This is a genomic window from Photobacterium pectinilyticum (genome assembly GCF_024357955.1).
In the GTDB taxonomy this organism is placed as follows: Bacteria; Pseudomonadota; Gammaproteobacteria; order Enterobacterales; family Vibrionaceae; genus Photobacterium; species Photobacterium pectinilyticum.
On record NZ_JANEYT010000005.1, the window covers coordinates 85907 to 106132 of the forward strand.

Consider the following 20226-nt stretch of genomic DNA (forward strand, 5'->3'; position numbering starts at 1 on the left):
TCAACCTACCCAAATTAGTTAGCACTGCGGTGTATTGTTTTGCTGGCGGCTCAGCGCCAGGTATTCTTGGTGCAGTTTGGCCACTTGCTGCTCGAGGTTGTCACCATTGCCATTATTGCAGATCACATCGTCGGCAGCAGCAAGGCGCTGTTCACGGCTGGCCTGAGAAGCAAGAATGCGGCGAACCTGATCGGCAGGGACATTGTCCCGCTGCTGGGTCCGGGCAACCTGGATCGCTTCATCGACATCGACCACCAACAGGCGATCGGTCATTGCCTGAAGGTTATTTTCTACCATAAGCGGGACAACCAGCAAGCAATACGGTGATTGGGTGGCCGCGATATCCTGCTGCATCTTTTTCCTGATCATCGGATGCAATAATTGGTTAAGCCACTCTTTTAATTGACTATCACTGAAGATGGCTTCACGCAGCTTACTGCGATTGAGCGACCCATCTGTCAGTAAGATGTCAGAACCCAACCTCTCCACAATGGCCTGCAAGCCAGCACTGCCGGGCTCAACCACTTCGCGGGCAACGATATCGGCATCGATGATATCAATGTGCTGGGCGGCAAATAAATTAGCGATAGTTGTTTTGCCGCTACCGATCCCGCCAGTTAATCCGATTACAAGAGACATACATTAAAGCCCTAGGTAGGAGGTTAGATACCAATTGAGCAACGGCTCGCCCCACAGCATCGCCACCCAGCCGGCAGTCGCCAGATAAGGGCCGAACGAAAAAGGTTGTTGGCCGTCTGCCTGTTGGCGGCGCAGCATGATAATGCCGCAGATAGCACCGACCAGAGAGGAAAACAGCACGACAAACGGCAGTAACTGCCAACCCAGCCAAGCGCCGAGCGCAGCCAGAAGTTTGAAGTCACCGTATCCCATGCCTTCTTTACCGGTTAGTAACTTGAAGGCCCAGTACAAGCTCCATAGTGATAGGTAGCCAGCCATGGCACCAATAATGGCATCTCGCAGGCTGACCGGGGAGATCCCCAGTAGCGACAGCATCAAGCCAGCCCACATTAGCGGCAGGGTGATTTGATCCGGCAGTAACATCTTGTCGATGTCGATAAAGGTCAGGGCGATAAGCGCAAAGCTGAATAAAATGACCGCCAGTGACCACGTCGAAGGTGGTAGGTAGAGAGCGACAGTGGTACTTACGGCGGCGGTCAACACTTCGATGGCCGGATAACGGGCACTGATACTGGCTTTGCAGTGGCGGCACTTACCTTTAAGCAGCAGCCAGCTGATCACCGGAATGTTATCCCACATGCTGATCTGTTGCTGGCAGTGAGGGCAACGTGAACGCGGGACACTGAGGTTAAAGGTACTGGTGTCTTGCTGCGGGCCAAGCTCAGGAAAATACTCGATGCAGTCAGCTCTCCATTGGCGTTCCATCATAATTGGCAGGCGGTGGATCACCACGTTGAGGAAACTACCAATTAGCAATCCGAAAATTGCCGCAAAAACAGGAAATAACCAAGGATATACAGACAGCAGCGTCATGAAAAAACTCTCATATTACTCAATGGGGATATTGTAGGGGAATCGTGCCGGAGGATAAAGGCAGATCCTAGGAAAAGCGGTTGCTAAAACCTTGAAGACCATAGCCAAGAAGACCATGGCCTAGGCCCTCGCACCTTACGTCTAGCCAACCACACTCATCAGCTTGAACACTGGCATATACATAGCAACCAGTAGCCCGCCGATGACCCCGCCGAGGAACAGGATAATCAGCGGCTCTAGAATTTTACCCAGATTATCGACCGTATTGTCGACATCGCTTTCGTAGGTGAAGGCAATCTTGTTAAGCATGTCATCAATAGAGCCTGACTCTTCGCCGATCATTACCATTTGTAGCATCAGCTCGGGAAAAACTTCGCTGTGGCGCAGGGCGAGGTGAAGCGGCATACCAGCAGCCGTATTGCTGTGCGCGCCTTCAATAGCTTGCTCGATAAAGCGGTTGCCTGCGGTCTTGCCGGCAGCCTCTATACCTGACAGTAGCGGGATCCCCGAAGAGAAGGTGGTGGCAAGGGTGCGGGCGAAACGGGCAATTGCGGCTTTGAGCATGATAGGCCCGACAATAGGAAAGACGAGCAGGGCTCGATGGACCCGAAGTTTATTTTTGTCTGACCTACGGTAGGCCATGACGGCAAGTATGGAGACGGCCAGTAAGCCCAGTGCAAGGAGGGGGCCGTCGCTAAGCAAGAAGTTAGACACATCAATGATTTTCTGGGTGAGCCACGGCAGTTCAGCGCCAAATCCTTTGAAAATATTAGCAAATTGCGGGATCACGAAGATCAGCATCAACAAGGTAACAAGGATGGCGGTAATCGTGACCATGATGGGGTAAATCATCGCCTTGATGACCTTTTTGCGCATGGCTTCGCTTTTTTCCCGGTAGGTCGCAAGACGTTCAAAGGCTTGTGCTAAATGGCCAGTTTGCTCGCCAGTGGCGACGAGATCGCAATAGAAGTTATCGAACAACGGCGAGCTGGTATTCAAGGCTCTGGCCAGACTTAAGCCAGCTTCGACCTGATTGCTGACCATCGTTAGCGTGGCTCTGGCTTCGGCTTTGTTGTGGCTATGAGCAATCAGCTTGAGCGCCTGCACCACCGGGACACCAGAGTTGACGATAGTTGCCAGTTGGCGGGTGATGGCGGTGACATCTTTAGAGGTAAACTGGTTGCGCCGCTTGCTCAGCGTCGAGGGCTTGTAGCGTTTGATTTTCTTAGCCTGGATTTGTTGCTCATTGAGCTTGGCCCGGATTTCTTGCTCTTGGTAGCCAACCATGATGCCGGATAGGCGCTTACCGGTAGGGTTGATCCCGCGCCAGCGGTAATAGCGTATTTTTCTTTCCTGAGCCATGGGGAGTCCTTATTTAGCTAGGTGTCCGTGTTCTTTTAAGGTGGTGCTATGTGAGCATGTGTAAGCCAGGTGGCTTTACACGAAATGGAGCACACGCTGCAGCTCAGCCAAGCTGGTGGTACCTTGGCATAGTTTTTCGATACCGGCCTGTTTGAGGGTGATCATGCCTTGCTGGCAGGCGATGTCTTCGAGTTCTAACGTGCTGGCACCTTGCATCAGCGCTTGGGATAGCGGACGGGAAAAGGGCATGATTTCGTAAATGCCGACTCGGCCCAAATAGCCTTTGTTACAGTCATCACAACCGTTTGAGCTAGCCTTGAACAGTTTGGCATTCGGCGGTATGTCGAGCTTGGCACACAGCAACGGGTCGATATCGTCCGGCTCCTTGCAATGCGGGCACAGCCTGCGTGCGAGGCGCTGGGCAATGATCAGGCTGAGCGATGAGGCCAAGTTGAAATCTTCGATCCCCATGTTGGTCAATCGGGTGATGGTTTCGGCGGCTGAGTTAGTATGCAAGGTGGAGAGTACGAGGTGGCCGGTCTGGGCAGCTTTGACCGCAATGCCACCGGTTTCGATATCACGAATTTCGCCGACCATGACCACATCCGGGTCTTGGCGTAGGAAGGCCCGCAGCGCTTCGGCAAAGCCCAAGCCGGTTGCGGGGTTGATCTGTACCTGGTTAATCCCCGGCAGGTTGATCTCGACCGGATCTTCGGCGGTGGAAATATTGCGTGCTTCGGTATTAAGGATCCGCAACCCGGCATACAGTGATACGGTTTTGCCGCTACCGGTCGGGCCGGTCATCAGGATCATGCCCTGTGGCTGGTTCAATGCAGCAAGGTAGGCTTTTTTCTGACCGTCGTTGTAACCAAGCAGATCAATGTCGAGCTTGCTGCTGCTGGCATCGAGGATCCGCAATACCACTTTTTCACCCCACATGGTGGGCAGGGTCGAGACCCGTAGATCAACCGAAACCGCCTCTGATAGTTTGAGCTTGATCCGGCCATCTTGCGGGATCCGCCGCTCGGCAATATCGAGCCGCGACATTACCTTGAGACGGGTTGAGAGTCGGCGCGACAGATTCGCTGGTGGGGTCGCATATTGGTGCAAAATCCCATCGCAACGAAAGCGGATCCGGAAAGTCTTTTCGTAGGGCTCGAAATGGATATCCGAGGCGTGTTTGCGCAGTGCATCGAGCAGGGTTTGGTTGATATAACGGGTCACCGGGGCGCTGTCGTTGCTGAGATCCGTGGTGTCATCGATCAGCTCGCCATCACTGAGATCGACCAGCTCGGTCAGCTCACTGTCGCTGATGCCGCGTTGTGGCGCGTGCTGCTCGGTGCCCTTGAGCTCGCTGCCGTAGACCCGGCGTATGGCTGCTTCAAGCTGTTTGTGTTCGAGTAACATTGGTTCGACATGCTTGCCGGTGGCAAAACGGAATTCATCGAGGGCATCGAGGTAGGTCGGATCGCACAGGCCGATAAACAGGGTATTGTCGGTGGCACTTAATGGCAGTACTCGGTGGCGCAGTATTAAGTCACGCAGGTTGAGAGTTTTGCAGCACTCGGCATAGTCGTACTGGTGGGCATCAACCAGCGCAACAGCAAAAATCACTTCCAGCTGACGGGCTAGGTCCTGACTGGTCATGATCCCCAGTCCAATCAAGGCAGCAGGTACAGACAGTTTTTCTGCCTGTACCTGATCGATCACCTGTTGCAACTGCACCGGGCTGATTAGCTCAGCCTGGTGCAGAATAGAAGCGAGGTTGGTGTGCATTAGCTTGCTGGGCACCAGTCTGTATTGCCATTACCTGTACATGTAGTCTCCCATACAACGCCATTAGTTGATAAAGTAGGGGTCAGTACAACAGTTGCTCCAACAGGAAGAGAGCCTTTTGCTACAGCTGTTGCTACTACGGTGCCAGTTGATGCTCCAAGTGTTGCCTGGGCCACTGTTGAATCAATAGTGAAATCGTCTGTAGCACTTTTCTGAAATTGTTGTTGGGCTGGAACACCACCATTACCACTTGAACAGTCACTTTTACCATCAAGAAGACAGATTCCAACAGCGGTTTTAAATGCGGCAGTAGCACTTAGCATCTCACTGGCATGAGCTCGCTTGGTGTAATTTTGATAAGCAGGTACAGCAAACGCACTCAATACACCAATAATCGCCACCACTATCATCAATTCAATCAGCGTAAAGCCTTTTTGTCCTTTCATTGTTTTGTCCTTGTCTTGTAACCATCACTGTTTATGTGTAGCCAGCATACGCTTGATATTCATGGTGTTTTATTGCCTGCGAAAGGTTGCGGGAAATGGTTCTAATAAATGAGTGGGATCTTGCAATCTTTGCAGTAAACAATGCGAGTGACTTTGCGCTAGCACGGAGAGGGTAAAGAGGATGTAATGAATGAAAGTTTTTGATTTTATTGTCAATATGTAGGTTTTTGCTGCCAGTGACCCCAAACAAAAACAGGCTCCATTCGGAGCCTGCTCTGATATTCGCGTAAAGACTGACTACGCTTATTTAAACCGCATCGACAAGTCCATCGCCTTGAGGTGCTTGGTCAGCGCGCCGACGGAGATGTAGTCCACACCCGTTTGGGCGAATTCACGAATCGTTTCCAGCGTGACGTTGCCGGAGTTTTCCAGCGCGGCACGGCCAGCGTTGATGGCCACGGCTTGACGCATCATGTCGGTGGTGAAGTTATCCAGCATGATGATATCGGCGCCGGCATCAATGGCTTGTTGTAGCTCCGCCAGTGATTCGGTTTCCACTTCTACTGGCTTGCCAGGGTTGAGCTGCTTAGCGGTGCTGATCGCTTGTTCAATGCCACCACAGGCGATGATGTGGTTTTCCTTGATTAGGTAGGCATCGAAAACGCCGATACGGTGGTTGTAGCCGCCGCCGCAGGTGACGGCATATTTCAGTGCGCTGCGCAGGCCCGGGATAGTCTTGCGGGTATCCAGCAGACGGCAGTGAGTACCTTCTAGCTGTTTGGCGTACCCGGCCACTGTTGTAGCACAGCCGGATAGGGTCTGGATGAAGTTCATCGCGTTACGCTCGCCGGTCAGCAGGGTACGAGACGGGCCGCTCAGGGTACACAGGGTTTGGTTCGGCTCGACCGTGTCGCCGTCTGCAACATGCCACTCAATGCAGACTTCGCCACCCAGCTGGCGGAATACTTCCTCGGCCCACAGTTGGCCGCAGAAAATACCATGCTCACGGGTAATGATGGTGGCGACGCCTTGGGCACCTTCTGGGATCAGGCTGGCGGTAATATCGCGGCTGGCATCAATTTCACCGCCAAGATCTTCACGCAGGGTGTCGGCAACGGCACGGGTAATTTCGATGGGAAGCTGCTGTTTAAGGTAATTCAAGCGCGATTCGCTGTCGTGCTTCTTTTCCATTTGAGTCATGACAAATCCGTAGCAAGGTTTGGCTGCTTAATCGGGGCGGGAGGCGCTCCCGGGTTACTGGTACTGATCATACCGCGATGCGAGGTGAGATCCTAGGATAATCAGGCCCTAGGCTGAGCCGTCATAGGCGATGGGAAGGGCGAAAGCAAGAACAATAGCTTGACTCGCCGTTGGACTGTTAAACTCTGTTTGAGATAGCCCAGAGCCAAAGGATATAAAATGCTAACAATCAACCAAGAGCATTGGCTGGAAGGGGTCAAGCATGTCCCTTCACCGTTTCACGATGCCAGACCGGACTGTGACGATATTTCGCTGCTTGTTGTGCATAATATCAGTTTGCCGCCAGGCCAATTTGGCGGCCCTTATATCGAACAGCTGTTTACCGGAACCCTAAAACCTGACGCACATCCCTATTTCGAGTTAATTTCTGGCTTTCGGGTATCAGCCCATTGTCTAATTATGCGAAATGGCGTTATTATTCAATTTGTTCCATTTGATTGTCGGGCTTGGCATGCTGGTGTGTCGACATTTGCAGGTCGTGACAAGTGCAATGACTACTCAATCGGAATTGAACTGGAAGGTACGGATACCCTGCCATATACCCAGACCCAGTATGACACCCTAGCTGCGCTGACCCAAGTGCTGCTTGATCACTATCCCCGCATGAACGCTAGCCGGATCACTGGTCATGAATTTATCGCACCCGGGCGAAAAACCGACCCAGGGTTGGCATTTGATTGGCTTGCTTTTAAGTCTTCAATTTTGCTCAAATAATCGCCCCTTAGCCGCATGGCTGATGCAGAAATTGGCGAGGAAGTGTAACAAACAAATGGTCTGACCATTGTTGGTTTCTTCGCCTCATCTTGCTCTAACCCCTGTTGAATACTAGTGTTTGTCATGTTTTAACAAGTTTTCATAATTTGAAATTTTTGTTAAATAACCCCTCGTTCTATGATTTCAGTCAAGTTGTTGCTAGACATCTTCAATTATTTATGTAAAATTTCCAACTACAGTTTAATTGGTAATACCAATTACCCGCATTCCGGACTACCTTGAAACGTAATAAGTGCAACTAAGAATCAATAACTAATGACTTATAAACGAATTCGCCAACCTAAGCTCTCCGATGCTATCGAGCAGGAACTAGAGCACCTGATCCTAGAGGGAATCCTATCCCCGGGTCAGCAGCTGCCGCCTGAACGTGAGCTGGCCAAGCAATTCGATGTTTCTCGCCCATCTGTCCGTGAAGCTATCCAGCGCCTAGAGGCAAAAAAACTGCTCACGCGCCGTCAGGGTGGCGGAACCTTTGTGACCGAAAAGCTATGGCAGAGCTTTTCCGAGCCACTGTTGGAACTACTTTCCGCCCATCCAGAGACCCAGCTAGACCTACTGGAGTCGCGCCACGCCCTCGAGGGCCTGGCTGCCTACTATGCCGCCTTGCGCGGAAACTCTGAAGATTTTACCCGTATCCGTGACTGCCATGCGCGGATACAGGAAGCCCAGCAGCAAGGTGATATGCCGGCCGAAGCCGCCGCTGTGATGCAATACCTGATAGCGGTGACCGAGTCCGCTCACAATGTGGTATTGCTCCATATCATCCGTAGCCTTGCCCCTCTGCTGGAGCAAAACGTATTACAAAACTTTGAGCTCCTGAACCGTCGCCCCGATGTGGTGGAAAAGGTGCGCAATCATCGAGCCAACATTGTCCAAGCGATTGTTTCGGGTGAGCCCGAACAGGCCCGCGAAGCATCGCATGCACATTTGGCTTATATCGAGGAAACCTTGTTGGATTTATCGCGAGAAGACAGTAGACGAGAACGCTCTCTTCGCCGCATTCAACAACGCAAGGACGGGCTGGATTAGAGCACCTCTCATATAAGCCGAGGGCGCTAGTAAACAGTCGCGACATTGTTAGTTTTGTAGATTATCAACGAAAGGATAGATCGCATGTCTGAAGTCATGAAAAATGACGTGGATGCACTGGAAACTCAAGAGTGGCTAGCAGCCCTAGAGTCAGTGGTTCGTGAAGAAGGTGTAGAACGCGCCCAGTACCTACTTGAGCAAGTACTGGACAAGGCTCGTCTTGATGGCGTAGATATGCCAACAGGAATGACAACCAACTACATCAATACGATCCCAGCGGCACAGGAACCTGCATACCCAGGTGATACAACACTTGAGCGCCGTATTCGTTCCATTATTCGTTGGAACGCAATCATGATTGTACTGCGTGCTTCTAAGAAAGATTTGGACCTAGGTGGCCACATGGCTTCTTACCAGTCCGCCTCTGCATTCTACGAAGTATGTTTCAACCACTTCTTCCGTGCACCAAACGACGTTGATGGCGGCGATTTGGTTTACTACCAGGGTCACATCTCTCCAGGTATCTATTCTCGCGCATTTGTTGAAGGCCGCCTGACTGAAGAGCAGCTAGACAACTTCCGCCAAGAAGTAGACGGTAAAGGTATCCCATCATACCCGCACCCTAAACTAATGCCTGAATTCTGGCAGTTCCCGACAGTTTCTATGGGGTTGGGCCCAATCTCTGCTATCTACCAAGCGCGCTTCCTTAAGTACCTTGAAGGCCGTGGTCTGAAAGAGACTTCAGCGCAACGCGTTTACGCGTTCCTGGGCGATGGTGAGATGGATGAGCCAGAATCACGCGGCGCGATCTCTTTCGCTGCACGTGAGAAGCTGGACAACCTATGTTTCCTTATCAACTGTAACCTGCAGCGTCTAGATGGCCCTGTTATGGGTAACGGTAGCATCATCCAAGAGCTTGAAGGCCTATTTAAAGGCGCAGGTTGGAATGTTGTTAAAGTTATCTGGGGTAGCAACTGGGATTCTCTGCTAGCGAAAGACACTTCCGGTAAGCTTCTTCAGCTAATGAACGAAACGATCGACGGTGACTACCAGACATTCAAGTCGAAAGATGGCGCCTACGTACGTGAGCACTTCTTTGGTAAGTACCCAGAAACCGCGGCACTTGTTGCTGATATGACTGATGACGAAATCTTCGCGCTTAAGCGTGGTGGTCATGATTCATCTAAACTGTTCGCTGCATTCAACAATGCAAAAGAAACAGGCGGCAAGCCAACCGTGATCCTCGCTAAGACTGTTAAAGGTTACGGCATGGGTGAAGCGGCAGAAGGCAAAAACATCGCTCACGGTGTGAAGAAAATGGACATGACTCATGTTCAGCACCTGCGCGACCGTCTAGGCCTACAAGACATCCTTTCAGATGAGAAGATCAAAGATCTTCCATACCTGAAACTGGAAGAAGGGTCGGCTGAGTACGAATACTTGCATGCTCGTCGTAACGCACTGCATGGTTACACGCCTAAACGCCTGCCTAAGTTTACTCAAGAGTTCAAAGTGCCTGAGCTAGACGCGTTCTCTTCTCTACTTGTAGAGCAAAAGCGTGACATCTCTACCACAATGGCTTACGTACGTACGCTAAACATCCTTCTGAAAGATAAGAGCATCGGTAAGAATATCGTGCCGATCATCTGTGATGAAGCGCGTACTTTTGGTATGGAAGGTCTATTCCGCCAGGTGGGGATCTACAACCCACACGGTCAAGAGTACACACCTGAAGACCGCGGTGTAGTCTCTTACTACAAAGAAGCGACTTCTGGTCAGGTTCTACAAGAAGGTATCAACGAACTTGGTTCAATGGCATCTTGGGTTGCTGCTGCAACGTCATACAGCACCAACGACCTGCCTATGATCCCGTTCTACATCTACTACTCAATGTTCGGTTTCCAACGTATTGGTGACATGGCATGGCTAGCAGGTGATCAACAAGCTCGTGGCTTCCTTCTAGGTGCGACAGCTGGTCGTACAACCCTGAACGGTGAAGGTCTACAGCACGAAGATGGTCACTCGCACATCCAGGCGAACACTATCCCTAACTGTATCTCTTACGACCCAACGTTTGCTTACGAGCTAGCGGTGATCATGCAAGACGGTATCCGTCGCATGTACGGTGAGAACCAAGAGAACGTGTTCTATTACCTAACGGTAATGAACGAAAACTACGCCATGCCAGCAATGCCGGAAGGCGCTGAAGAAGGCATCCGTAAGGGTATCTACAAGCTAGAATCTTACGCGGGCACTGAGTCTGCAAAAGAGCGCAAAGTTCAGCTGATGAGCTCTGGTACTATCATGAACGAAGTACGCAAAGCTGCACAGATCTTGAGCGATGACTACGGCGTTGCTTCTGATGTTTACTCCGTGACGTCATTCAATGAGCTAACACGTGACGGTCAGGATGCAGAGCGCTTCAACATGCTTCACCCAGAAGCAGAAGCGAAAGTACCTTACATCACTGAAGTGATGGGTACTGAGCCCGCTATTGCTGCGACTGACTACATGAAGAACTACGCAGAACAAGTTCGTGCGTTCATGCCTTCTGAGTCTTTCAAAGTACTTGGTACTGACGGTTTCGGCCGCTCTGACAGCCGTGCGAACCTACGCCGCCACTTCGAAGTTAATGCTGGCTACGTAGTTGTTGCTGCACTGACTGAACTGGCTAAGCGTGGTGATGTTGAGAAATCAGTAGTTGCACAAGCAATTGCTAAGTTCGACATCGACGCAGACAAGATCAACCCGCTATACGCGTAAGAGGCAAATTAAACATGGCAATCGAAATTAATGTACCTGACATCGGTGCAGATGAGGTTGAAGTTACTGAGATTCTTGTTAGCGTTGGCGACAAGGTTGAAGAAGAGCAGTCACTGATCACTGTCGAAGGCGACAAGGCTTCTATGGAAGTTCCAGCTTCTCAGGCGGGTATCGTTAAAGAAATCAAAGTGGCTGAAGGCGACACTGTTTCTACCGGTTCACTAATCATGATTTTCGAAGCAGAGGCTGCCGCTGCAGCACCTGCTCCTGCGGCTGAAGCCGCGCCTGCTGCTCCAGCAGCAGCGGCTCCTGCGACTTCAGAACTTAAAGAAGTTCACGTACCGGATATCGGTGGCGACGAAGTTGAAGTAACTGAAATCATGGTTGCAGTTGGCGACAGCATCGAAGAAGAGCAGTCTCTTCTTACTGTTGAAGGCGACAAAGCATCAATGGAAGTACCAGCACCATTTGCCGGTACGCTAAAAGAGATCAAAGTAGCAGCAGGCGATAAAGTATCGACTGGCTCTCTTATCATGATCTTCGAAACTGCAGGTTCTGCACCTGCGGCAGCAGCTCCAGCGGAAGCGCCAGCGGCGGCTCCTGCAGCCTCTGCTGCAAAAGAAGTCAATGTGCCAGATATCGGCGGTGATGAAGTCGAAGTGACTGAAATCATGGTTGCAGTTGGCGATACAGTGGAAGAAGAGCAATCTCTGATCACTGTTGAAGGTGACAAGGCTTCGATGGAAGTTCCTGCACCATTCGCGGGTACGGTTAAAGAAATCAAGATTGCAGCAGGCGACAAAGTGTCAACTGGCTCGCTAATCATGGTATTTGAAGTGGCTGGCACTCCGGTGGCGGCAGCGCCAGCACCTGCAGCGGCTCCTGCGGCAGCAACGCCAGCACCTGCTCCAGCAGCATCTGCGGCAGCTACTCCAGCAACTCCAGCTACAACGGGTGAATTCCAGGAAAACCACGAGTACGCACACGCGTCTCCAGTTGTTCGTCGTTTAGCGCGTGAATTCGGTGTTAACCTCTCCAAGGTTAAAGGTACGGGTCGTAAGAATCGTATCCTGAAAGAAGACGTTCAGAGCTTCGTGAAAGAAGCGCTTAAGCGTCTTGAGTCTGGTGCGGCGGCATCTGGCAGCGGTGACGGCTCTGCGCTAGGTCTACTGCCATGGCCGAAAGTTGACTTCAGCAAGTTCGGTGAGACCGAAGTTCAGAAGCTTTCTCGTATCAAGAAGATCTCTGGTGCTAACCTGCACCGTAACTGGGTAATGATCCCTCACGTTACACAGTGGGACAACGCAGATATCACAGCGCTTGAAGCATTCCGTAAAGAGCAGAACGCGATTGAAGCGAAGAAAGATACTGGCATGAAGATCACGCCACTTGTGTTCATCATGAAAGCGGTAGCGAAAGCGCTTGAAGCCTTCCCTGCATTCAACTCTTCTCTATCTGATGACGGTGAAAGCCTGATCCTGAAGAAGTATGTGAACGTAGGTATCGCAGTTGATACGCCAAACGGCCTTGTTGTTCCTGTCTTCAAAGACGTGAACAAGAAAGGTATCTACGAGCTATCTGATGAGCTGAAAGCGATTTCGAAGAAAGCACGTGCCGGTAAGCTGACGGCTTCTGATATGCAGGGCGGTTGTTTCACTATCTCAAGCCTAGGCGGTATCGGCGGTACTGCATTCACACCAATCGTGAATGCACCAGAAGTTGGTATCCTGGGTGTATCTAAGTCTGAAATGAAGCCAGTGTGGAACGGTAAAGAGTTCGAACCACGCCTACAGCTTCCACTGTCACTATCATACGACCACCGTGTGATCGATGGTGCGGAAGGTGCTCGCTTCATTACATACCTGAACGCGTGTCTGTCTGACATTCGCCGTCTGGTACTTTAAGGTTTCTTAGCCCAACCTCCATGCCTGCAAAAGCGGGCATGGAAGTGTTGTGTAGCTCACAGGCTATAGCAATTTTCTTTTCAGTTTGTTAACACCTCTGTAAAATCGTTAGCTAGCTGAAACAAGAAATAGAACACGAATACTTAGCCTGTTAGGGATAAAAGACTTACAACGAGGTCATGATGAGTAAAGAAATTAAAGCCCAGGTAGTGGTGTTGGGTTCAGGCCCTGCAGGTTACTCTGCGGCATTCCGTTGCGCCGACTTAGGTCTGGATACGGTTCTAATCGAAAAATACAGCACGCTTGGTGGTGTATGTCTGAACGTGGGTTGTATCCCATCTAAAGCACTGCTTCACGTTGCTAAAGTCATCGAAGAAGCAAAAGCAATGGCTGAGCACGGTGTCGTATTCGGTGAACCTCAAACCGATATCAACAAAATCCGTGTTTGGAAAGAAAAAGTAATTACCCAGCTTACTGGCGGTCTTGGCGGTATGGCTAAGATGCGTAAAGTTAACGTAGTTAACGGTTACGGTAAATTTACGGGTCCTAACACTATCGTTGTTGAAGGCGAAGACGGTCCAACAACTGTTAACTTCGATAACGCTATCGTTGCGGCAGGTTCTCGTCCTATCGAGCTACCGTTTATCCCGCACGAAGATTCACGTATCTGGGATTCAACTGACGCGCTTGAGCTGAAAGAAGTACCAGAAAAGCTACTTGTGATGGGTGGCGGTATCATCGGCCTAGAAATGGGTACGGTTTACCACGCGCTGGGTTCTCAGGTTGACGTTGTTGAAATGTTCGACCAGGTAATCCCTGCTGCTGACAAAGACATCATCAAAGTCTTCACTAAACGCATCAAGAAGAAATTCAATCTGATGCTAGAGACGAAAGTAACGGCTGTAGAAGCGCGTGAAGATGGTATCTACGTGTCAATGGAAGGCAAGAAAGCACCAGCTGAAGCCGTTCGTTACGATGCAGTACTTGTTGCTATCGGCCGTGTACCAAACGGTAAGCTAATCGACGCTGAAAAAGCGGGGATCGAAGTTGACGAGCGTGGCTTCATCAACGTTGATAAGCAGATGCGTACTAACGTTGCTCACATCCACGCTATCGGTGACATCGTTGGCCAGCCAATGCTTGCTCACAAAGGTGTGCATGAAGGTCATGTAGCCGCTGAAGTTATCTCTGGTAAGAAGCACTACTTCGACCCTAAAGTCATTCCTTCCATTGCGTACACTGAGCCAGAAGTCGCATGGGTTGGTAAGACGGAGAAAGAAGCAAAAGCTGAAGGTATCAACTATGAAGTTGCGACTTTCCCTTGGGCTGCTTCTGGTCGTGCCATTGCCTCTGACTGTGCTGACGGTATGACGAAGATGATCTTCGACAAAGACACGCACCGCGTGATCGGTGGTGCTATCGTTGGTACTAACGGTGGTGAGCTACTGGGTGAAATTGGTCTAGCGATCGAGATGGGTTGTGACGCCGAAGATATCGCGCTAACTATCCACGCTCACCCAACGCTACACGAGTCTGTTGGCCTGGCTGCAGAAGTATTCGAAGGTTCAATCACTGACCTTCCAAATGCCAAAGCGGTTAAGCGTAAGTAATTGCTACTTTGCTAACGACTATGAAAAAAGCGCCCTAGGGCGCTTTTTTTGTTTTTACTTAGGCTATTGGCTATTGGCTATTGGCTATTGGCAACCGGCTTTAGACAAAAAGGTAGAGCGGTTAGTGGTATTCGGTTGTTTGGATGGACATCGCCCATCGCCCATCGCCGTCTTACGGATACGCATACTCACCGCCATCCACCGCGAACACATCGGTAACAGGGCTGATACCGGTATCGGCGAACATTACTACCATCAACAATGACTGTTGTTGCTTGCCAATCGTCAGAGTTTGGTTAAGCAGGCCATCATCAATGACCTGCAACAGTAACTGTGAGTCTGGATTGGGGACCGGAGAGTTGTCATCACCACTCCATTGCTGGTAAAAGCCGACATAAACGCGTTGGTCGGTGAGAGACCGTAGGTCGATATTAACCTCGAGTTGCTGACTAGTGGTGAAATCATAGTCCGGTGCTACCTTGATACTCGCCATGGTCACCGTGTCGTCTTCGCTGGTGCTGTTTTCGGAAGAAGAAGCTGGTGAGCTTGAATTCGAACTGTCATCACCGCCTCCACCACCACCACAACCGGTCAGTCCCAAGGCCAATATCCAACTGCAAATTAAGAGCGTAAATTGTTTCATCATCAATTCCTCTGTTCTTCCAATTATTGCTATTCCAAGCTATTGCTCTTAGGGGCCATGCTGTTATTCGAGGCCATAGAGGTGTTGGCTAACCCTTTTTGATTTAATAAACCAGTCGACATGGGCACCTGTTGTGGCGTAATCGAAAAACCGAGGGTATGCCAATAACATATCGACTTGCTCCAGTGGGTGAGACCAAGTCTCAGTGACGATAAATCCCCATGGCAGGCCATTTTCGGTGCGGTATAGACTGCCGATTCCATTGTCACTGCGATCATCGTAGTTACCCATCAGCTCAAGGCTGGCATTACCGAGATCGGTTGGCTCGTAGTCATCCAGATGAATTTCAAGCCCGCGCCCAACGGACGTACCTTCGCCATGGTTGAAGCCATCGACTGCAAAAATGAAGGGATCAAATGGAGCTGCCGGCAGGGTCCAAGACTTCACTCCAGCGATGAGGGGCAAAGTGACAGAGAAGTTGAATTTCTCGATCTCTTGGCAGTTTTCCCGTGTACGATGGAAGCGACAACTGGTCTGGGCGTGAGCACTGAGATCTTGCGAAATAATGATCACAGCATTTCCTTGGCCTGTTTCTAGTGGTGAGTCGGCAACCACACGCCCGTTTCGAGTGAAAATAATGTTATCTTCATCGACTGAGCTACGGCTGAGTCGTGGTAGATGAATACCAAAGCCGTTGCGATAGTCGGCTCCAAGGGCCTGCAACGTCCCTGAGATCTTGATCTGGCGGGCATCATCGTTTTGATCGGTTTTGATCTCGATTTGATAGCGCATCACTACATCATTGAGATCGTAGTCGCCTTCACGGGGCCAGCTGTCTTCAAATGCGGCGGTAAAAGGTCCGTAGCGGGAGATATTAAGTTGAGCGTTTTCTAAAGTGACTTGGTAGTCTTCCACTTCGCCATCGGGCGCCCCACCAAACGCGGGTAGGTTTTCTGCACTGCTAAGGCGGAATCTCGCCCAAGTCTCACCAGCAGTAACAAAATCAGGTACATTGACCACCAATGAGTTCATGCCTGCAGACAATGCCTGACCTGTACTGATTTGTTCATTGTTGTCACTGAAATCACCGTCTTTATTCCAGTCAATCCAGGCATTAAGAAAGCCGCCTGCTTGATTGGCTGTAACGGTGATCATAGCTTGCTCACCATTTTGTAACGGGGTAATGATGACGCCGTCCTCATCGTCGACTCCTGTTGCATCATCACTCGTGCCAACGACTGATTCACTGTCAGGCGCAACGCCGCCAAGGAAGAGAGAATTGTTGCTGAGATCGTGGCGGGCACCGTTATTGTCAACAGAGGTCTGATAACTGTCCGGGGCATCGCCTAAATCAATGGATTCAATTTCGACAGGAGCTGAGGCGCAACGTACCCCGTCGTTGAGACCAGACTTCGGCCCGGCAGCAAATTGAACAGCCGTTGTATCGATATTGTTTGGGTCCGAGACATCGATGGTAAAAATGATCCCGTCCTGATTGCGGCTGAAATAGAAATTGCCACTGGCCTCGAAGTAGGCGGCACCGAATGTTCCTGTTACCCCGGCATTACCCAAAATGGTTTTGCTACCGTCATTTGGGTTGATGCGGTAGAAATGCCCCTGCTTGTTGTCGACCGCATAAATATTGCCGTCGTCCGGGTGGAAGGCAAAGTCGGTTATCTTCATACTGCCATCGCTGCCCTCTATTTTTCTGCCCTTGAGGTAATTCGGGTCGTTTTCGTCGAGTGGAATTGTGTACAGCCCCGATCGGTAGAGATAGTAGGTGTTATTGGCGACATCGCCGACATAAAAAGGCGAATCTGGCAAGCCGGTGACAGGCAGGGTGGTTGCCTTGAAGTCATTGCCAACCTGTACCACTTTTTTCTGGGTGGTGTTGAAGGCATAAATGAAGTTGTCGGTTTCATTGTAGCCCGCTGCATTGAGGTTCCCTGTTTGCCCAACATCCGTTTGCAGGGTCTGAAACGCACCGGTCAGTAGGTTTACGCCGTATATGTTGGTTTGTGAGTCCTGCATCAGAAATGCAGTGTATGGGCAGGTATCGAAGGCTGCACTTGCACTGTTGGCGTTGTGACTCAATAACAAAAAAGGCACTACCGAAAGTAAAAATTTTTTATCCATTGTTAAATTTCCCCCTTAGCTAATTAGCACTAATCAACTTTGATACCACAATTTCAAGCTACTGTTTTATTTGGGTTTGTTTCGGGGGTGAAGAGTATGGGAATGTACAGTTTTGCAAATTATTGAAAAACTATTGGGTGGAAGTTGTATCTTGCGAAGCATTATGTCGAAGCGGTTGCAACTCAGCTGGTGACTTTGGATCGTGGCGTTGACCAGTGTTACTGGTACGATCAGCAATAGAGGCATCGAACAATTGATACTGGTTTTTGATATCATTCAGACGCTGGATTATTTTGCTTTCATCTGCTTGCATTTTGCCAGCATGATAAAGGTCGGTAACAAAGTGGCTGGTCGCCAATTGCTTGGCAGTTGCCAGGATCAGCTTTTGTTTGATTGTGAATCGGTTAACGTCACAGTCTTTATAGTTTTGTCTGAAAATGTGAACCTAGCGTGCGTTCACGGAATAAGTAGCCATGACTCAAGAACAGCCATTTGTGGCAACTCACAGTGTGTTTTGCTATCTGCAGTACTGTTATAGAACTTTAGTGCTAAGCGTCACACTTTTGTGCGTGTTCAGTGTCCCTTTTGCTTCCATAGCATTTGCCGAGCAGCGGCCGAAGATCGGTGTCGTGCTGGGCGGTGGCGGTGCCAAGGGCGCAGCGCACATCGGGGTGCTCAAGGCGCTGGAGGATCTGCAGATCCCGGTCGATTACATTGCCGGAACCAGTATGGGCGCCTATGTCGGTGGCCTTTATGCGACCGGGATGAGCGCTGATGAGATTGAGGCGTTGCTGACCAGTGTTGACTGGGAGCAGGGCTATCAAGATCGGGTCATGCGCGGTGATCGCCGGGTTAGGGAAAAGCAGCAAGAAGATCGTTATCAAATCACGAGTGAGCTGGGTTTTGGGTTTTGGGAGCTGAAAGCACCGAGGGGGATTGTCCAGGGGCAGACCATGGGGGCGATTCTACGCTCGACCTCCGGCAATTTACCGGTATTTGATAGTTTTGATCAGTTGGTGATCCCCTACCGTGCGGTCGCTACGGATATTGAGAACCTTGAGCCAGTGGTACTTGATAAAGGCGACTTAGCCGAGGTGATGCAGGCCAGTATGTCAATTCCCGGTTTACTGCCGCCCAAGGAGGTAAAGGGCAAGCTATTGGTTGATGGTGGGATCACCGATAACCTGCCGATTGAGGTGGTCCGCAACATGGGAGCGGATATCATTATTGCGGTTGATATCAGTAACGAATTCAAAAAACGCGATGAGCTGAATACTTATTTTGCCGTCATGGATCAGCTGACGGACTTTATGGTTCGCTATAACGCTGACCGCCAGATTGCCTTGTTATCAGATAAAGACTTCCTTATTCGACCTAATATCCGCGGCATTAACACTGCTGATTTTGCCCGTATGCCGCTGGCTTTCGAGAGCGGTTATGTTGAGGTGATGGCTATGGCTGATGAGTTAAATCACCTTGGCCGCAGTACTTGGTTCCAGGATTACGTCGATAATAAACAGAAGCGCCGTCGCCATCTGGTGCCGCTTGATGAACGGGTGGTCGATGAAATCCGGTTGGAAAATAACAGTAGCTATGCCGATGGTGTACTGCTTGATCGCTTGGAGCTGGAAGCTGGCAAGGCAATTAGCTCGGAGGAGTTGGACGCGAGTGTAAGTAGTTTATATGCCCTCGACCGTTTTGAGCGGGTCGATTACCGCATTGAAAAAATTGACGGTGAGAATGTCATTTTACTCAATGTGGAGGAGAAAAGTTGGGGGCCAAACTTCATCGACTTCCGTTTTGCCCTTGAAGATGATTTTGAAAACAGTACTGATTACTCCTTTGGTATGGCGTTCAATGTCACCGGGCTTAGCCGCGCTGGGGCTGAGTGGCGCACCGAGCTGGAATATGGCTCGGACAAGCGTATTGCGACGGGGCTATACCTGCCTTTTGTCAAAGATCATGACTGGTTTTCCTTGATAACGGCTGAGTATAAAAATACCGATTACAATATTCCCTTATTTGGGGAAGAGCCTGCTTTAGAAGATATTGATATATTCATTCCTGCAAATTATACCGATACCATTTTTGATGCTTCGTTCGGTTGGCAACCAAAGCTGTGGCAAGAGTTCAGGATGGGAATGCGTTATATCAGCGGGGAAACGGAGGTATTGGGTTTTCCAAACTTCGGGGTTGATAAGCGTAAGAGTCAGGTTGGCTATATCCGTTACAGCCTAGATACATTGGATGACTTTATGCTGCCCAAGCAAGGTAACCTGCTTGAACTCGAGTTGGCCGCATCGGATGACAAAAGTCGTTTCGATGGGAGTGAGTTTGATGATTTTTCTGTGCATTTTGATATGAACTGGAAGGGAGCGGTGACCTATGGTGACCATACCTTCATGGGCAAGGCAGAATACGGCCGGGTGAGTTCGGACTTTGACCTGCGGCTCGATCCTAAAGAGCTGGGCGGCTTCCTTAATTTGTCCGGGATCCCGAAAAACAGCTTATCGGGCAACAACAAAATATTCACCGCTGCCATTTATCGCTATAACCTGACGGAGCAGGACTTTGGCTTGTTCAAATCCTCGGTCTTCTTCGGTGGCTCAGTGGAATACGGCGGGGTCTATAACAATTCCGATCTGAATTTCAAGGATGTCCCGCTCTATACTGCAGGCAGCCTGTACTCGGGGATCACCACGCCCGTCGGTCCGCTTATCTTGGCTTATGGCCGTACCGAACAGTCAAATCATGCGTTTTATGTCTTTTTTGGCGGGGCGTTGTAGTGTAATAAGCTGAAATAAGGGCGAAAAAAATCTGGTTGGGTCAACACTTCCTTACATTTATTCAAAACTTTTGAATGTTGTGAAAAACGACTGGATTTTAATATTACGTTAAATCTGGTATGCTCGGTAGACGGTTTTGGTCTCCGTTGGCTGAAATAGTAACATTTCCTATGTGACCGAAGGAGTAACACTGCCTTCAAGGATGCTAACGGCAGATCAATCACT

Annotated in this window: 15 protein-coding genes; 6 read left to right on the forward strand and 9 right to left on the reverse strand. The window is 50.1% G+C overall.

Annotation, left to right across the window (positions count from 1 at the left end; translation table 11 throughout):
* Positions 1–18: 18 nt before the first annotated feature.
* The 6 genes from coaE to nadC all read right to left on the reverse strand — a co-directional run bounded on the left by coaE (position 19) and on the right by nadC (position 6287).
* Entirely contained in the window at positions 19–639 is a 621-nt protein-coding gene (gene coaE, locus NHN17_RS03820; protein ID WP_255040809.1) for a dephospho-CoA kinase, read from the reverse strand.
* Between the two features lie 3 nt (positions 640–642).
* The gene (locus NHN17_RS03825; protein ID WP_255040810.1) at positions 643–1512 is read right to left on the reverse strand and encodes a prepilin peptidase; all 870 of its coding nucleotides are present in this window, start codon (positions 1510–1512) and stop codon (positions 643–645) included.
* Between the two features lie 141 nt (positions 1513–1653).
* Positions 1654–2874, reverse strand: coding sequence for a type II secretion system F family protein (locus NHN17_RS03830; protein WP_255040811.1), 1221 nt, complete (start codon positions 2872–2874; stop codon positions 1654–1656).
* 75 nt (positions 2875–2949) lie between these two features.
* The gene (gene pilB, locus NHN17_RS03835) at positions 2950–4650 is read right to left on the reverse strand and encodes a type IV-A pilus assembly ATPase PilB (protein WP_255040812.1); all 1701 of its coding nucleotides are present in this window, start codon (positions 4648–4650) and stop codon (positions 2950–2952) included.
* On the reverse strand, positions 4650–5096 hold the full coding sequence (locus tag NHN17_RS03840; RefSeq protein WP_255040813.1) for a pilin: 447 nt from the start codon (positions 5094–5096) through the stop codon (positions 4650–4652). Before NHN17_RS03840 ends, pilB begins: the two co-directional genes overlap by 1 nt.
* A gap of 303 nt (positions 5097–5399) precedes the next feature.
* On the reverse strand, positions 5400–6287 hold the full coding sequence (nadC, locus tag NHN17_RS03845; RefSeq protein WP_255040849.1) for a carboxylating nicotinate-nucleotide diphosphorylase: 888 nt from the start codon (positions 6285–6287) through the stop codon (positions 5400–5402).
* A 228-nt stretch (positions 6288–6515) separates the two neighbouring features.
* On the opposite strand from nadC, the gene ampD reads away from it, so the two are divergent.
* The 5 genes from ampD to lpdA all read left to right on the forward strand — a co-directional run bounded on the left by ampD (position 6516) and on the right by lpdA (position 14436).
* Positions 6516–7070: a 1,6-anhydro-N-acetylmuramyl-L-alanine amidase AmpD gene (gene ampD, locus NHN17_RS03850; protein WP_255040814.1), complete on the forward strand. Its 555-nt coding sequence runs from the start codon at positions 6516–6518 to the stop codon at positions 7068–7070.
* 315 nt (positions 7071–7385) lie between these two features.
* Entirely contained in the window at positions 7386–8159 is a 774-nt protein-coding gene (pdhR, locus tag NHN17_RS03855) for a pyruvate dehydrogenase complex transcriptional repressor PdhR (RefSeq protein WP_255040815.1), read from the forward strand.
* Between the two features lie 84 nt (positions 8160–8243).
* Positions 8244–10922, forward strand: a complete 2679-nt coding sequence (gene aceE, locus NHN17_RS03860) for a pyruvate dehydrogenase (acetyl-transferring), homodimeric type (RefSeq protein ID WP_255040816.1) — start codon at positions 8244–8246, stop codon at positions 10920–10922.
* Positions 10923–10936: 14 nt separating this feature from the next.
* Positions 10937–12826, forward strand: coding sequence for a pyruvate dehydrogenase complex dihydrolipoyllysine-residue acetyltransferase (gene aceF / locus NHN17_RS03865; RefSeq protein WP_255040817.1), 1890 nt, complete (start codon positions 10937–10939; stop codon positions 12824–12826).
* 182 nt (positions 12827–13008) lie between these two features.
* Positions 13009–14436, forward strand: coding sequence for a dihydrolipoyl dehydrogenase (gene lpdA, locus NHN17_RS03870; protein WP_255040818.1), 1428 nt, complete (start codon positions 13009–13011; stop codon positions 14434–14436).
* Positions 14437–14608: 172 nt separating this feature from the next.
* Here the strand turns inward: lpdA and NHN17_RS03875 are convergent, their stop codons facing one another.
* The 3 genes from NHN17_RS03875 to NHN17_RS03885 all read right to left on the reverse strand — a co-directional run bounded on the left by NHN17_RS03875 (position 14609) and on the right by NHN17_RS03885 (position 17528).
* Positions 14609–15082, reverse strand: a complete 474-nt coding sequence (locus NHN17_RS03875; protein ID WP_255040819.1) for a hypothetical protein — start codon at positions 15080–15082, stop codon at positions 14609–14611.
* A 60-nt stretch (positions 15083–15142) separates the two neighbouring features.
* A complete protein-coding gene (locus tag NHN17_RS03880; protein WP_255040820.1) occupies positions 15143–17215 on the reverse strand; it encodes an LruC domain-containing protein in 2073 nt (690 codons plus the stop codon).
* 130 nt (positions 17216–17345) lie between these two features.
* Entirely contained in the window at positions 17346–17528 is a 183-nt protein-coding gene (locus tag NHN17_RS03885) for a hypothetical protein (RefSeq protein ID WP_255040821.1), read from the reverse strand.
* 160 nt (positions 17529–17688) lie between these two features.
* Between NHN17_RS03885 and NHN17_RS03890 the strand changes: the two genes are divergently transcribed.
* Positions 17689–20001, forward strand: a complete 2313-nt coding sequence (locus tag NHN17_RS03890; protein WP_255040822.1) for a patatin-like phospholipase family protein — start codon at positions 17689–17691, stop codon at positions 19999–20001.
* Positions 20002–20226: the final 225 nt, after the last annotated feature.

Excerpts from the sequence above, each read along its gene's own strand:
- NHN17_RS03890 (WP_255040822.1), top strand. The coding sequence starts at position 17,689 with ATGACTCAAGAACAGCCATTTGTGGCAACTCACAGTGTGTTTTGCTAT.
- NHN17_RS03840 (WP_255040813.1), bottom strand. The coding sequence starts at position 5,096 with ATGAAAGGACAAAAAGGCTTTACGCTGATTGAATTGATGATAGTGGTG.
- NHN17_RS03830 (WP_255040811.1), bottom strand. The coding sequence starts at position 2,874 with ATGGCTCAGGAAAGAAAAATACGCTATTACCGCTGGCGCGGGATCAAC.
- pilB (WP_255040812.1), bottom strand. The coding sequence starts at position 4,650 with ATGCACACCAACCTCGCTTCTATTCTGCACCAGGCTGAGCTAATCAGC.
- NHN17_RS03885 (WP_255040821.1), bottom strand. The coding sequence starts at position 17,528 with ATGCAAGCAGATGAAAGCAAAATAATCCAGCGTCTGAATGATATCAAA.
- NHN17_RS03825 (WP_255040810.1), bottom strand. The coding sequence starts at position 1,512 with ATGACGCTGCTGTCTGTATATCCTTGGTTATTTCCTGTTTTTGCGGCA.
- aceF (WP_255040817.1), top strand. The coding sequence starts at position 10,937 with ATGGCAATCGAAATTAATGTACCTGACATCGGTGCAGATGAGGTTGAA.
- coaE (WP_255040809.1), bottom strand. The coding sequence starts at position 639 with ATGTCTCTTGTAATCGGATTAACTGGCGGGATCGGTAGCGGCAAAACA.
- pdhR (WP_255040815.1), top strand. The coding sequence starts at position 7,386 with ATGACTTATAAACGAATTCGCCAACCTAAGCTCTCCGATGCTATCGAG.
- NHN17_RS03875 (WP_255040819.1), bottom strand. The coding sequence starts at position 15,082 with ATGATGAAACAATTTACGCTCTTAATTTGCAGTTGGATATTGGCCTTG.
- aceE (WP_255040816.1), top strand. The coding sequence starts at position 8,244 with ATGTCTGAAGTCATGAAAAATGACGTGGATGCACTGGAAACTCAAGAG.
- NHN17_RS03880 (WP_255040820.1), bottom strand. The coding sequence starts at position 17,215 with ATGGATAAAAAATTTTTACTTTCGGTAGTGCCTTTTTTGTTATTGAGT.
- lpdA (WP_255040818.1), top strand. The coding sequence starts at position 13,009 with ATGAGTAAAGAAATTAAAGCCCAGGTAGTGGTGTTGGGTTCAGGCCCT.
- ampD (WP_255040814.1), top strand. The coding sequence starts at position 6,516 with ATGCTAACAATCAACCAAGAGCATTGGCTGGAAGGGGTCAAGCATGTC.
- nadC (WP_255040849.1), bottom strand. The coding sequence starts at position 6,287 with ATGGAAAAGAAGCACGACAGCGAATCGCGCTTGAATTACCTTAAACAG.